Source organism: Flavobacterium sp. SOK18b (genome assembly GCF_014156605.1).
Lineage (GTDB): Bacteria > Bacteroidota > Bacteroidia > Flavobacteriales > Flavobacteriaceae > Flavobacterium > Flavobacterium tiangeerense.
Map to the genome: position 1 here is coordinate 26987 of NZ_QKNZ01000088.1, position 14205 is coordinate 41191.

The window sequence follows — 14205 nt, forward strand, 5'->3', positions numbered from 1 at the left end:
ATTACTTTGCGAATGTATACATAATTTTTTACTGCACCCAAAAAAAAGTTGATTTTATGACACAAAAAATGGATTCGCTAAAAAGTTGGTTATTAATTATGTAATGTTTAAAAAAAGGCTTCTAAAATACTATTCATACAACAGCAATTATTGTATTGTTAGGTAAAAACAAGGCTTAATTATGCTGCAACACACAATATGGAACGTGATTTATACAAGTACTTTTTCAGAAAGCCACTTTTTCCCCTCGGCAATTCTTGTCACTAACATTGCCGAAATCAAATCTCCATTAGCATTTAACAAAGTTGCCATTGGATCAACCAAAGTTCCAATAATCATTGCCGCTGGCAAGGCTTGTTCCATTGGAAAACCATAAACGGTTATTGCTAGGATTTCGCCTATGTAACCACCATTAGGAATTCCGCCCTCAACAACAGAAACCACAACTGTAATTCCTAAAGCGGTAAGAATCGTAATTGGATCTGTAAAATCCTTACCAAACATGGCAAAAATAACGGCTATCTTGATAATGGATGACATACTCGAACCATCTTTATGCAAAGGTGCTCCCAATGGAATAACGACATTCCTAATGTGAGCAGGAATATTCATTTTTTCGGCACCTTCAAGATTTGCTGGAATAGTAGCAATGCTGCTGCAGGTCCCAATAGCTGTTAACGAAGGTGTTATATTATTTTTCCAAAACACTTTAAACCCTAATTTCCCACCCGCCATGTAGGCATATAAACTAAAAAATACGATGAAGTAAAAAGCACAAACAGCATAGTAAAGCCCTAGCGGCTTGGCATAAGCACCAAACAGTTGCGGACCAAAAATACCCACCTGATAAGCAAAATAGGCACCTAAACCTACGGGTGCTGTTTGCATAATAATGTATAGCAATTGTTTCATTACTTCGTTACCAGATCGTAAAAACCTACTGAAATCATTGCCTTTTTCACCAGATTGCAAGCTGGCAAACCCTACTAAAAAAGAAAAAAGAATGAGCGCCAACATATTTTTTCGGGACAACAATTCATAAAAATCACCCGCGGTGAGCAATTGCGTAATCTGAGAGCCAGTGCTATTTTCGGCTACAATTTCTAGCGGAATTTTAGAAATGATAATATCTTGATGGATTGGAAAAATCAAAACTCCAACTACCATAAGGATTGCAGAAACCAAGACCGTAAACAAAAAGACTCCAATTACGATTAAGAATAACTTTCCTAGTTTTTCGGTTTTTTCTAAAGTAGCAATTGATGCCGATATGGTAAAAAACACTAACGGAATAATGGCCGTAAACAACAAATTTAGAAAAATGTCTCCCAAAGGTTTCAAAACCTCCACCTCTTTACCAAAAACCAAACCTAATATACTTCCTGCAAGAATGCCCCCCAGAAGTAGCATAATCCCTTTATAATTTTTCACGAAACCTCCTGATCCTATGTCTTTCATGTGTCTTTTGAACTATTTTAAGTAAATATAGAAATCTAAATGATAGTGGTGCAATCACGATGCTACTTTTTTATCATTTCGAATAGAAGTGCTCGTAACTATTCGTGAAAAAATTATTCGTGAATTAGTAGGCAATCGAACAACAAATCCATTCATTTTCTGTTTACTTTTGCAACAAATAATTCATCATGTCAATAGCAGTAAATAACATTTCCAAAAGCTACGGTGCTCAAAAAGCATTAGATAACGTTTCATTTTCAATTAACAAAGGAGAAATTGTTGGTTTTTTAGGCCCAAATGGAGCTGGAAAATCGACTTTGATGAAAATTTTAACTACCTACATTACCGCTGATGAAGGAACTGCCACGGTAAACGGGCAGGATGTAAACACCAATCCAAAAGCAGTGCAACTTTCTATTGGGTACTTGCCGGAGCACAATCCGTTGTATTTGGATTTGTATGTTCGTGAATATTTAGCCTTTAACGCTGATGTGTACAAAGTTGCCAAATCTCGTATCGAAGAGGTAATTCAATTGACAGGTTTAAGTACCGAAAGCCATAAAAAAATAGGCCAACTCTCTAAAGGGTACCGCCAGCGTGTAGGATTGGCCAATGCGCTACTGCACAATCCTGATGTATTAATCCTGGATGAGCCTACCACTGGTTTAGATCCAAACCAGTTGATGGAGATTAGAAACGTAATTAAAAACGTCGGAAAAGACAAGACTGTTTTTCTTTCAACACACATTATGCAAGAGGTTGAGGCTATATGTGATCGCGTTATAATCATCAACAATGGTAAAATTGTTACCGATAAAAAACTAGATAATTTAATTTCTGAAGACAAGGAACAAGTCATTGAAGTGGAATTTGATTTTCAAGTCGAAGAACAATTGATTTCTAAAATTGAGAATCTTGTTTCGTATGTAAACGTTCACGATATGATGTGGGAACTGACTTTTAAATCAGATAAAGACATGCGCTCTGTAGTCTTTGATTTTGCTCAAAACAATGGTTTGAAAACCTTACAACTCAATCAAAAGAATAAAAACTTAGAAGCGGTCTTTAGGGAGATCACTAAATAGTTGGTAATATTGAGTTATATTCTTGAATAAAAAACAAACACTGCTAAAATACAAATTATAAAAAAAGCGTCCAGCCTTCAAAAGGCTGGACGCTTTTAAAATATCAAGAATAAATTGCTAAAAAAGTTGGCTAGCAATTTGACGGATATTTTCTGATTTACCCATTGAATAATAATGCAATACCGGAACTCCCGCAGCCTTTAGCTCGCGTGATTGCTGGATAGCCCATTCAATTCCCACTTGTTTTACATCTGCATTTGTTTTGCATTTATCTACTGCATCAATTAAATCTTCGGGCAAATCGATTCGGAATATTTGCGGTAAAATTTGCAAATGTCTTTGCACCGCCAATGGCTTGATACCAGGAATAATAGGTACTGTAATTCCCATTTCTCTGGCTTTGGACACAAATTCAAAATATTTGGCATTGTCAAAAAACATTTGTGTCACCACATAATCAGCACCTGCGTCCACTTTTTCTTTTAACCTTTTCAAATCAGAAAGTAACGATGGAGATTCCAAATGCTTTTCAGGATATCCTGCCACACCAATACAAAAATCAGCCTTATTATCCACATGCATAACTTCATGCAAATACTTGCCTTCGTTCAACAATTTGATTTGCTGCACTAGATCAATTGCAAAACGATTTCCACCCACTTTTGGAACAAAGGATTGTTCGTCCTTCATCGCATCACCGCGCAACGCCATTACATTATTGATTCCCAGATAATGACAATCTACTAATAAATACTCTGTTTCTTCCTTGGTAAAACCGCCACACAAAACATGAGGAACGGTATCTACGTTGTATTTATGGGTTATCGAAGCGCAAATTCCAAGGGTTCCCGGTCGCATTCTGGTTAGCTTTTTATCCAATAAACCGTTACCTTTATCAACATAAATAAACTCCTCTCGTGAGGTAGTCACATCAATAAATGGCGGTTTGAACTCCATCAAAGGGTCAATGTTATCATACAATTCTTGAATACTTTTCCCTTTTTGAGGCGGAATAATTTCAAATGAAAACAAAGTTTCTCCTTTGGCTTTTTCTATATGTTGTGTTACTTTCATTTTATTTTTTGTTTCATGTTCCAAGTTTAAAGTTTAAAGTTCTCCCGAGTAACTTGAATCCTTAAACTTGAAACAAAATTCCTAATCAGCAATATTCGGATTCAACCATTTCATGGCTACATCAGTGGAAACATTTCTTCTTTTGGCGTAGTCAATTACTTGATCTTCTTTAATTTTTCCGAGTCCAAAATACTTACTTTCTGGATTTCCAAAGTAGTAACCCGATACTGATGAAGCCGGCCACATAGCCATACTTTCGGTCAAGGTTACTCCGATTTCTTCCGCAACATTTAATAATTTCCAAATAGTCGGTTTCTCTAAATGATCTGGACAAGCTGGATATCCTGGCGCTGGTCGAATCCCTTTATAAACCTCATCAATCATATCTTCGGTTGATAAATTCTCATCAGCAGCATAACCCCAAAATTCTTTACGCACTTTCTCGTGCAAATATTCAGCAAAAGCTTCTGCAAAACGATCAGCAAGCGCTTTCACCATAATCGAATTATAATCATCTAAATCCTTTTCGAATTCAGCCGCCCATTCGTCCACACCAAAACCAGTAGTTACACAAAAGGCTCCCATATAATCTACTTTTCCGCTTTCTTTTGGCGCAATAAAATCAGACAAAGCGATGTTTGGCGCTCCTTTGGTTTTTTGAGATTGTTGGCGTAAAGTCAAAAAGAGCCCCCTAACCCCCAAAGGGGGAACTATCTCCTTTGTAGACAACTCCTTGCTGATTTTTTCAATTGTTTCATGTAAATTATTCAATACCTCTTTATTAGTGTATCTAACAACTTTAAAACCCTTAGATTCTAGCCAAATAGTTCTCTCTTTATCATGTTCAATTTGTTCGGGATGATTATGAATAGATCCATCCACTTCAATAACTAGCTTTTTTTCCAAACACACAAAATCAACTATATATTCCCCTATTACATGTTGCCTTCTAAATTTATACCCTTCTACTCCTCTATTAGATAAAACATTCCATAGCATTTTCTCAGCTTCTGTTGGTTTGTTTCTCATCTCTTTAGCGCGTTCTTTTAAAACATCATACATAATAGGATTTGCTGTTTCCCAAGTTTGTTTTGCTGTTTCGAGAGTAGCTCCCCCTTCGGGGGCGGGGGGGGCTTCGTATAGTTCAATATCATCATCATTGATTTGATTCGCCGGAAAAATGCCGTAAATACCTTTGGCAGATAATTTCTTCTCTTTCAAAATAACTTTCAGCATGGCTTGTGCATCTGCAAAAACCGAAGTCGCTTGTTCGCCTACTACTTCATCGGTTAAAATAGCTGGATATTTCCCAAACAATTCCCAAGTTCTAAAAAACGGCGTCCAATCGATATAAGGCACCAAAGTTTCTAAATCTACTTCTACGATTTGCTTGCCAATAACTTTAGGTTTCACGGGCGTGAAATTATCCCAATCCAATTGCAATTTATTTTTACGGGCTTGCTCAATGGTCAAGAAATTCTTGTCGCGAGAACGATTCAAAAACGTTTCTCTAAACGCATCGTATTCTGCACGAATATCACTAGCATATATTTTTCGGTTGTGATCCAATAAATTACCCGCTACCGTTACCGCTCTCGAGGCATCGTTGACGTGAATTACCGTTTGGCTGTATTGAGGTGCAATTTTCACGGCTGTATGCGCACGCGAAGTTGTTGCACCACCAATCATGACTGGAATTTTAAGTCCTCTTTTATCCAATTCCTTAGCGAGATACACCATTTCGTCCAAGGACGGCGTGATCAATCCGCTCAATCCAATAATATCTACTTCGTGCTCAATAGCTGCAGCAATGATTTTTTCTGGAGGCACCATTACACCTAAATCGACAATCTCATAATTATTACAAGCCAATACCACCGAAACTATATTTTTTCCGATATCGTGAACATCACCTTTTACGGTAGCCATCAGGATTTTTCCGTTACCAGATTTGTCGCCAACTTGCTTAGCCGCTTCAATAAAAGGCAATAAATACGCCACTGCTTTTTTCATTACACGTGCCGATTTCACCACTTGTGGCAAAAACATTTTACCCGAACCAAACAAATCACCCACGACATTCATTCCCGTCATCAAGTTGATTTCGATCACCTCAATGGGTTTTGTAGCAGCTTGTCGCGCTTCTTCAACATCTTCTTCAATAAACGCATCCACTCCTTTTACTAACGAGTGCGTGATTCTTTCTTGAACGGTTCCTGAACGCCATTCTAATACCGCCTTTTCATTTGTTTTGGATCCGTCGCCTTTTACATTCTCCGCAAAATCGAGCAAACGTTCTGTCGCATCGTCGCGTCTGTCCAGAATCACATCTTCAACATGCTCCAATAAATCTTTCGGAATCTCATCATAAATCGATAACATTTCTGGATTTACAATCCCCATTGTCATTCCGTTTTGAATGGCATGGTACAAGAAAACCGAGTGCATCGCCTCACGAACCGTATCGTTTCCTCTAAACGAAAACGAAACGTTACTCACCCCACCACTGATATGTGCGTGAGGTAAATTTTCGCGAACCCACTTGGTTCCTCTAAAGAAATCCAACGCATTTAAGCGGTGCTCTTCCATACCTGTTGCCACTGGGAAAATATTCAAATCGAAGATGATATCTTGTGGCGGAAATCCAATTCCCACTAAAATATCATACGAACGCTGACAAATTTCAACACGCCTTTCGTAATTATCCGCTTGACCCACTTCGTCAAAAGCCATCACAATTACCGCCGCACCATAACGCTTTATCAGTTTAGCATGGTGAATAAAAGCTTCTTCGCCTTCTTTCAACGAAATCGAATTCACAACACATTTCCCTTGTACGACTTTCAAACCCGCCTCAATGATTTCCCATTTCGAGCTATCAATCATAATGGGTACGCGCGAAATATCCGGCTCAGCCGCAATCAAATTCAGGAATTTTGTCATCGCATATGCGCCATCGAGCATTCCCTCATCCATATTGATATCAATGATTTGTGCTCCACCTTCTACTTGCTGGCGCGCAATATCAAGCGCCTCATCGTATTTTTCTTCCTTAATCAATCGAAGAAATTTTCTCGAACCCGTCACATTGGTTCGTTCCCCCACATTCACAAATACACTTTCCGGCGTAATGATTAGGGGTTCCAATCCTGCTAATACTAGGTTTCTTCTTTTTTCTGCCATTTCTTTATTTTGAGTTACTCCATTTCTAAGAAACTTAGAATGAGTTTTTATTTTTTTATTTAATGCAAAGTTTTCGAAACCTTACCATCTTATTTCAATTCTTTTTCGGGCGTGTCCCTCCAAAAAAAGTCGGGTCGGGCTATTCGTTTCAAGTCCTCAATCAATTCCGTTAGCACTCCATTGATCTGCGGGCTTTCCACTACTATCCCTCACGCGGGCATTGTGCTAACAACACACTTTTTTTTTGTTGATTCTTCCGTTTCTTTATTCTTCAATTTTGTCATTTTGAGGAACGAAGAATCTAAACAAGTTGCTCTGCTGCTAGCGCTAGCGTCACGCTCGTGCTTATTATTTTTTCTTAAAATTCTTTTCCTGCCTATTTTATGTGCACCAGCGGGGCGCTCGCGCTCGCAAACGAATAAAACTATTTTACTCACCAATACTTCCTTTGACTTGCGTAATAGATGCATTGTAATAAAATCCAATAATCGCGATCACTGCCATTTTGATTTTTCTAGATATCGACTAGTTACATTTCCATCGTATACATAATATTTAGTCCAAGTAAAACCATTTTTAACAAGAGTAAGGGAATCGGGCTTCAATTCTTTATCTAAAAAAATATAATTCCCTTTCGGATTATTTAAGTCATACTTCACTTTGTAAAACTTGTTTAAAATTTCATCTCCTCCCATCGTATTTCTCTTAGACATAACCTTACCATCCACATAAAAGCAATAAATTAAAACCCTTCGTTTACCGACCTGTTTAAACCTCGTTGTTAAACCAATTGCTTCGCCCTTAAATGTTTCTTTGTACTTTTCAAACTTTGTTTTTCTAGAGATATCAAATAATATATATATTGTTGCCAAGGTAAGAGAGCATAGCAGTACCCATTTCAAATTCTTAAAATTATCAATAGTCTTTTCCTCCATTTTTAATAAACTAAATTATCTTAACATTACATCACTGCAGTTGAAACCCTCGGTTTGTATTCCTTTGCGATATCGGCAATTAACTTGATGTGGGCTGGTGTTGTTCCGCAACAACCCCCTATGATGTTGACCAAATTATCATCGAGATATTCTTTGATAAAAGCTTGCATTTGTTCTGGTGTTTCGTCGTATTCTCCAAAGGCGTTGGGCAATCCTGCATTAGGATGGGCCGATACGTTGAACGATGTGTTTTGCGACAAGGTTTGTAAATACGGCTTGAGTAAATCGGCACCAAGGGCGCAATTGAATCCTACACTCAACAACGGTATGTGCGACACCGAAACTAAAAAAGCCTCAACCGTTTGTCCCGAAAGTGTTCTTCCGGAAGCATCAGTAATTGTTCCGGAGACCATAATAGGAATATCAAGATTGCGTTCGTCTTTTACTTCTTCAATAGCAAAAAGCGCTGCTTTGGCATTTAAAGTATCAAAAATAGTTTCTACCAAAAGTAAATCGCAACCACCATCCATAAGCGCTTCTACTTGTTGCTTGTACGCGATGCGTAAATCATCAAAAGTTACGGCTCTGTAACCGGGATCGTTTACATCTGGTGACATGCTTGCTGTTCTATTCGTGGGTCCAATGGAACCCGCTACAAAACGAGGTTTGTCTGGATTTTTGGTGGTAAATTCATCGGCTACTTCGCGGGCAATTTTGGCCGACTCATAGTTCAATTCATATACATATTCTTCAAGATAGTAATCAGCCATACCGATAGTGGTTCCTGAGAAAGTATTGGTTTCAACAATATCAGCTCCAGCTTCAAAATATGCGGCGTGAACGTCTTTTATAGCTTGTGGCTGCGTGAGCGACAATAAATCATTGTTTCCTTTTAGCGAATGCGGAAAATCCTTGAAACGTTCTCCTCTAAAATCTTCTTCGGAGAAATTGTAACGTTGCAACATGGTTCCCATAGCTCCATCAAGGATGAGGATGTTTTTTGTAATGGCTTCGTGAATGCTTGACATAACTTTTTATTTCTTGTAAATCACAATTTGAAATTGTGATTTTTACTTTTGATTAGTATTTCCAAAAGTTCCCAATTTTTCTTTATAGCCCCGATTGCAGTGAAAATCCTTTTATTTTTTTCTTTAAAAAATAAAAGATTGTAACGGAAAGCGGGAACGATTATGACTGAAAAGCGCCATTAATCTGCTCTAAAAAATTCGATATGTTGTCAAGAAAAGGTTTGAGAAATACTGTAGAAGTATTCTTGTGTTATCTATCTTTGATACTGGTTGTATAAAGTAGAATGTAGCACCTTCTTTAAAAAATAAAGGGTTGCTAAGGTTTCATTGGGTCTTTCCCTCCGCCTTTCGTGATAACTTTCAATAAATATAGGAACAGTGCAAAGTAACGACATAGTGCTAACAATTGCAAGTGTTTTTTTAAAGATTCTGAGAGGCTAATTGTCTAAGCAAAAAAAAAGTTCTGAATTACTAAGCTTTTTAATGAACTTAGCAACTCAGAACCTTTTTGACTCAATAGCTTTTTTATACGATTGCTTTTACTACGGCTTTTGGAGCTTCTTTACGAGTTCCGTCAAAACCATCTACGCCTGAAACGGTAGTATATTTTAAAACATAGCGCTTACCTGGATTAATGATTTGGTAGGCCGCTTGACACATTAAAGTGGCTTCATGGAATCCACACAAGATTAATTTTAATTTTCCTGGATAGGTATTTACGTCTCCAATGGCGAAAATTCCAGGAATGTTGGTTTGGTAATCTAAGGCGTTGTTTACTTTGATGGCATTTTTTTCGATTTCTAATCCCCAGTCGCCGATAGGACCTAACTTTGGAGTAAGACCAAAAAGCGGAATAAAATAATCGGTTTCGATGGTGCGTTGTGCGCCATTTTCCTCGACTACAACTGCCTCAAGATGTTCGGCACCTTTTAAACCTACTACTTCACCTGGTGTAATCATTTTTATTTTACCAGAAGTCTTTAGCTCTTGTACTTTTTCTACAGAGTCTAAAGCACCACGAAACTCGTTGCGACGGTGAATCAAAGTCACTTCTGAAGCTACGTTTGACAAAAAGATACTCCAATCTAGAGCCGAATCGCCACCTCCAGCGATAACTACGCGCTTGTCACGGAATTTTTCTGGGTTTTTGATGAAGTATTTAATTCCTTTGTCTTCGTAGAATTCGATGTCTTCAATCAATGGTTTTCTTGGTTCAAAACTACCTAATCCACCAGCAATAGCAATAACTGGCGCATGGAATTTCTTGCCTTTGTTTGAAGTCACAATAAATGTTCCGTCTTCTTGTTTTTCGATGGTTTCGGCACGTTCACCCAAGGTAAACCCTGGTTCGAACTGCTTGATTTGCTCCATTAAATTATCTACTAAATCACCAGCCAATACTTCTGGAAATCCAGGAATATCATAAATAGGTTTTTTAGGATATAACTCTGATAACTGCCCACCTGCTTGTGGCAAAGCATCTAATATATGACATTTTAATTTTAATAATCCTGCTTCAAAAACTGCAAATAAACCTGTTGGCCCCGCGCCAATAATGAGTATGTCTGTTTTAATCATTTTGATTTAATTTAGTATCCTATGTTTTGCCTTCAGTTGTAATTGTAGGCTGTTATGGAAATTGTTAATTGTGTTTATCTATGTTATTGTATTGAATCTAGGCGCTCAATCCTTTTAATTATAATTGAGTACAAATATCACTATTCTGTTTAGTTAAAAAAACAGAAACTGATTATTAAGAACTATTACATTTTATCTTTTTTCTATGAACTTAAGATTGTGTTTTGTGCTTACTTTGCTTTGAGCGTCTCTGTGATTTCATTCATTTTTTGAACTTTTTCCTCAAAATTTCCTTTCAATGTTTTTCGGTATTCATTGAGATTCTCGACCATTTTATTGATATCGTTTGGAATTATTTCTTCAAAAAACTCTCGCAGTCGTTTGGCTGTAGTGGGTGATTTCCCGTTGGTTGAAATGGCAATTTTCACATTCCCTTTGGTTACAATTCCGCCCAAATAATAATCACACAATGGCGGTGTATCAGCAATATTACAAATCAAATATCTTTTTCGGGATAAATCATAAATCCTTTTGTTCACCTTCAAATCATCGGTGCAGGCAATCACCATGTGGCGTTTGCGGAGCATCCAGCGATTGAATTTTTTATAAGTCAACTTCACTGTTGGATGGCTTGCAGCCAAGGTTTCTAATTCTGGTAAAAACCAGGGTGCTACTACCTCAACATTGGCATTGGGACTGGATTTCAACAGAAACGATAGTTTTTCTAAACCCACATTTCCGCCACCCACAATGAGCACATTGAGGTTGTGTAATTTTAAAAAAATAGGATATAATTCGTTTCTTTCCACTTTTATTTTAATTCTTTAAATTGGAATTCGTTATTAATCAATAGAATTCGTTTTCGGCAACATTGGGTTAAAAATCAACCTTTTTTATCATTCATCATCGTATTAATCATAATGCCATCATTACCGTTATCATCGGGTTGAAACCCGACGCTACAATATTATCCGTTCCTACGGAACTGTTATTTACGAATTTCTTTCGCTATGAATTCTTCATAAAAGCCTTTTAATTTATTGCTCTCTTTAACCACCTCGCCAATGACGATTATGGCAGGTGAACTTAATTGTTGCTCTGCAACCACTTTCTCAATGTTGTTGATGGTTCCCACGCCAATTTTCTCCTGAGCGGTCGTTCCGTTTTGAATAATGGCAACCGGTGTTTCTCCTTTAGATTCTTTTTGGAACAAATCGATAATCTGAGTGAGTTTGCTCATTCCCATTAAAATAACTACCGTTGCTGATGATTGTGCAGCCAAAGCCACATCATTTGATAATTTTCGATCAGAAGTTGTTCCTGTAATTACCCAAAAACTTTCAGAAACGCCTCTTTTGGTCAATGAAATCCCTTGATAAGCCGGAACAGCAATCGAGGATGAAATTCCAGGCACCACAGATGTAGGTATGCCAAAACTTTCTATAAAGTCAATTTCTTCACTTCCACGGCCAAAAATAAAAGGATCACCTCCTTTTAAGCGAACTACATGTCCGTACGTCAAGGCATTGTCTACAATCAATTGGTTGATTTGATCTTGCGAATATTCATGACAGCCTTTGCGTTTGCCTACAAAAATCTTAATCGCTTTTTTGGGAGCATACGTCAAAATCTCCTCGTTGGCCAAGGCGTCGTACAATACCACATCCGCTTCTGCTAATGCTTTGGCACCTTTGATCGTCAGTAAATCGGGATCGCCAGGACCCGCACCAACTAGTGTTACGATGGGTTGTTTCTTTTTAAGCATCAGCTAAGTCTTTATTTCTATACGCTTCGATGGCATCAAAAAACACAATGGCATCTTGAATGTACTTTTTAGCAAATTCAGCAGAAGGTTCATTTTGATTGATTTGATATACCAATTCTCGTAAAGAAGATTGCAATTGAATTGTATTTGTAGCCACAAAAACGGCATCAAACAAATCAATAATTCCCGCTTGGTGGTTTGTTTTTTGGTTTTCAGCAAGTAATAATGCTTTGGCTCCGTTGACAAATCCGGCGTACGCCAAATAAATTGCATCCGACCATTTTGCATCTTCAAAAGCTTCTTGTGCAAAAGTCAATTTTTCTTTCGCTTCAAATAATAAGGTTGCAACCAAGTCAATTACAACTCCCGCACATTCTCCTACCCCAACTGCTTTTACATAATTATCTGCATTTCCCCAGTCAATAAAATCAGCTTCGGTTAGATTGGTTACATCAGCTAATGGTTTCAAAAATTCGTAGAAATATTTTTCGCCTTGAGCGTCATAATAATTCAAGAACGATTGTCCGTTGGCATTGGCTTCGAAATCATTTAAAATCAAACGCAAAGCATCTGGTCCTCTTCGGCTCGGGATTTTGATTACTTTATCAGAGAATCTTCCGTTTCCATTTCCTAAATTCCCTCCTCCTAATAAAACTTGCAAGGCTGGAGCTACTAATTTACCCGCATTGATTGACATTCCTTGAAAGCCTATTTCGGCCATATTGTGTTGCCCGCAAGCATTCATACAACCACTAATTTTAATAGTAATTTCACGGTTGTTGCTGTACTGCGGATATTCAGCAGTTAAAACACGTTCTAACTCTACTGCAATTCCGGTACTGCTCGCAATTCCTAAGTTACACGTATCAGTACCTGGACAAGCTGTAATATCAGCAATCGTGTTGTAGCCTGTGGTTACAAAATCTAATTTGGCTAATTCTTGGTAAAAGAAAGGAAGGTTTTCCTCTTTTACATGACGAATTAAAATATCTTGGCGCAACGTAAAACGCAATTCGTTTGCTGCATAATTTTTGATTAAGTGCGCTAATGCTCTCGCTTTATCGGTATAAAAATCCCCTAATTGAACTTTGATTCCGATGGCCACATAACCCGCTTGTTTTTGCGGAATTACATTTGATTTTTTCCACGCTTCAAAAGCTGCTGTATCTTCAATTTCGACTTTTGGAACTTCCAATAATGGTGCTGCAATAGCACCCTCAAAAGCAGTAGTATCAATTTCGACTGTATGTAGTGACAACGCTTTTTTCTCTTCGTCTACCAATCGTAAAAATTCGTCTTTCCCTATTTCTTTCAACAAAAATTTCAAACGTGCTTTTAAACGTTTGGCTCTTTCGCCGTAGCGGTCAAAAATTCTTAAAATCCCTTCGGTAGTTGGAATGATTTGATTGGCCGGAATAAACTCTGTCAGCAATTCGGCATGACTCGGTTGCGAACCTAAACCTCCACCTAACATCACTTTGAAACCTTTTACACCGCCTACAATTTTTGGAATAAATCCTAAATCGTGTAAATAACTCAAACCGGTATCTTTATCAGATGATGAAAAAGACATTTTGAACTTACGTCCCATTTCTTGACAAACTGGATTTCTCAAGAAAAACTGAAACATCGCATGCGCATATGGAGACACATCAAAAGGTTCCTCTGGATCAATTCCTGCTGTTTCACTAGCGGTAATATTTCGAACTGTGTTTCCACAAGCTTCTCTTAGTGTAACATCGTCTTTTTCTAATTCGGCCCAAAGTTGCGGTGTTCTATCTAAACTCACGTAATGAATTTGGATATCCTGACGTGTTGTAATGTGCAAACGCCCTGTTGAATACTCATCAGAAACTTTTGTAATTCGCACGAGTTGCTCGCTAGTCACTTTACCAAAAGGTAATTTGATACGAATCATTTGTACGCCTTCTTGACGCTGCCCGTAAACGCCACGTGCTAAACGCAGACTACGAAAACGCTCGTCATCAATTTTTCCGTCACGGAATAAAGCAATTTTTCTTTCTAAGTCGATTATGTCTTTTTGAACAATCGGATCTTCAATTTCGGTTCTAAAACTTTCCATAAGCCCCACCCCAGCC

10 protein-coding genes and 1 riboswitch are annotated in these 14205 nt (G+C 37.8%); of the genes, 1 reads left to right on the top strand and 9 read right to left on the bottom strand.

Annotation, left to right across the window (positions count from 1 at the left end; translation table 11 throughout):
• Window positions 1-210: 210 nt before the first annotated feature.
• Window positions 211-1458 carry a dicarboxylate/amino acid:cation symporter gene (locus tag DNC80_RS12610; protein WP_182651534.1) on the bottom strand — a complete coding sequence of 416 codons (1248 nt, stop codon included), beginning with the start codon at window positions 1456-1458 and terminating at the stop codon, window positions 211-213.
• Window positions 1459-1646: 188 nt separating this feature from the next.
• Between DNC80_RS12610 and gldA the strand changes: the two genes are divergently transcribed.
• A complete protein-coding gene (gldA, locus tag DNC80_RS12615; RefSeq protein ID WP_182651535.1) occupies window positions 1647-2543 on the top strand; it encodes a gliding motility-associated ABC transporter ATP-binding subunit GldA in 897 nt (298 codons plus the stop codon).
• A 117-nt stretch (window positions 2544-2660) separates the two neighbouring features.
• On the opposite strand, the gene metF is transcribed toward gldA, so the two are convergent.
• The 8 genes from metF to DNC80_RS12655 form a co-directional block, all read right to left on the bottom strand.
• Window positions 2661-3617 (bottom strand): methylenetetrahydrofolate reductase [NAD(P)H], encoded by a 957-nt coding sequence (gene metF / locus DNC80_RS12620; RefSeq protein ID WP_182651536.1) that lies wholly within the window; start codon window positions 3615-3617, stop codon window positions 2661-2663.
• 81 nt (window positions 3618-3698) lie between these two features.
• Entirely contained in the window at window positions 3699-6800 is a 3102-nt protein-coding gene (locus DNC80_RS12625; protein WP_182651537.1) for a vitamin B12 dependent-methionine synthase activation domain-containing protein, read from the bottom strand.
• A 494-nt stretch (window positions 6801-7294) separates the two neighbouring features.
• A complete protein-coding gene (locus DNC80_RS12630) occupies window positions 7295-7735 on the bottom strand; it encodes a hypothetical protein (protein WP_182651538.1) in 441 nt (146 codons plus the stop codon).
• Window positions 7736-7761: 26 nt separating this feature from the next.
• The gene (locus DNC80_RS12635; protein WP_182651539.1) at window positions 7762-8763 is read right to left on the bottom strand and encodes a homocysteine S-methyltransferase family protein; all 1002 of its coding nucleotides are present in this window, start codon (window positions 8761-8763) and stop codon (window positions 7762-7764) included.
• Window positions 8764-9010: 247 nt separating this feature from the next.
• Window positions 9011-9123: riboswitch (SAM riboswitch) on the bottom strand.
• A gap of 165 nt (window positions 9124-9288) precedes the next feature.
• Window positions 9289-10341, bottom strand: a complete 1053-nt coding sequence (locus DNC80_RS12640) for an NAD(P)/FAD-dependent oxidoreductase (RefSeq protein WP_158728851.1) — start codon at window positions 10339-10341, stop codon at window positions 9289-9291.
• Window positions 10342-10571: 230 nt separating this feature from the next.
• Window positions 10572-11150 (bottom strand): bifunctional precorrin-2 dehydrogenase/sirohydrochlorin ferrochelatase, encoded by a 579-nt coding sequence (locus tag DNC80_RS12645; RefSeq protein WP_182651540.1) that lies wholly within the window; start codon window positions 11148-11150, stop codon window positions 10572-10574.
• A gap of 179 nt (window positions 11151-11329) precedes the next feature.
• Window positions 11330-12106 (bottom strand): uroporphyrinogen-III C-methyltransferase, encoded by a 777-nt coding sequence (cobA, locus tag DNC80_RS12650; RefSeq protein WP_182651541.1) that lies wholly within the window; start codon window positions 12104-12106, stop codon window positions 11330-11332.
• The gene (locus tag DNC80_RS12655) at window positions 12099-14189 is read right to left on the bottom strand and encodes a HEPN domain-containing protein (RefSeq protein ID WP_182651542.1); all 2091 of its coding nucleotides are present in this window, start codon (window positions 14187-14189) and stop codon (window positions 12099-12101) included. The genes cobA and DNC80_RS12655 overlap by 8 nt, the downstream gene beginning before the upstream one ends.
• Window positions 14190-14205 lie beyond the last annotated feature (16 nt).

What these genes read in the sequence shown, in the direction of transcription:
- DNC80_RS12640 (WP_158728851.1), bottom strand. Translation starts at nt 10,341, where the DNA reads ATGATTAAAACAGACATACTCATTATTGGCGCGGGGCCAACAGGTTTA.
- DNC80_RS12655 (WP_182651542.1), bottom strand. Translation starts at nt 14,189, where the DNA reads ATGGAAAGTTTTAGAACCGAAATTGAAGATCCGATTGTTCAAAAAGAC.
- cobA (WP_182651541.1), bottom strand. Translation starts at nt 12,106, where the DNA reads ATGCTTAAAAAGAAACAACCCATCGTAACACTAGTTGGTGCGGGTCCT.
- DNC80_RS12635 (WP_182651539.1), bottom strand. Translation starts at nt 8,763, where the DNA reads ATGTCAAGCATTCACGAAGCCATTACAAAAAACATCCTCATCCTTGAT.
- DNC80_RS12630 (WP_182651538.1), bottom strand. Translation starts at nt 7,735, where the DNA reads ATGGAGGAAAAGACTATTGATAATTTTAAGAATTTGAAATGGGTACTG.
- DNC80_RS12625 (WP_182651537.1), bottom strand. Translation starts at nt 6,800, where the DNA reads ATGGCAGAAAAAAGAAGAAACCTAGTATTAGCAGGATTGGAACCCCTA.
- gldA (WP_182651535.1), top strand. Translation starts at nt 1,647, where the DNA reads ATGTCAATAGCAGTAAATAACATTTCCAAAAGCTACGGTGCTCAAAAA.
- metF (WP_182651536.1), bottom strand. Translation starts at nt 3,617, where the DNA reads ATGAAAGTAACACAACATATAGAAAAAGCCAAAGGAGAAACTTTGTTT.
- DNC80_RS12610 (WP_182651534.1), bottom strand. Translation starts at nt 1,458, where the DNA reads ATGAAAGACATAGGATCAGGAGGTTTCGTGAAAAATTATAAAGGGATT.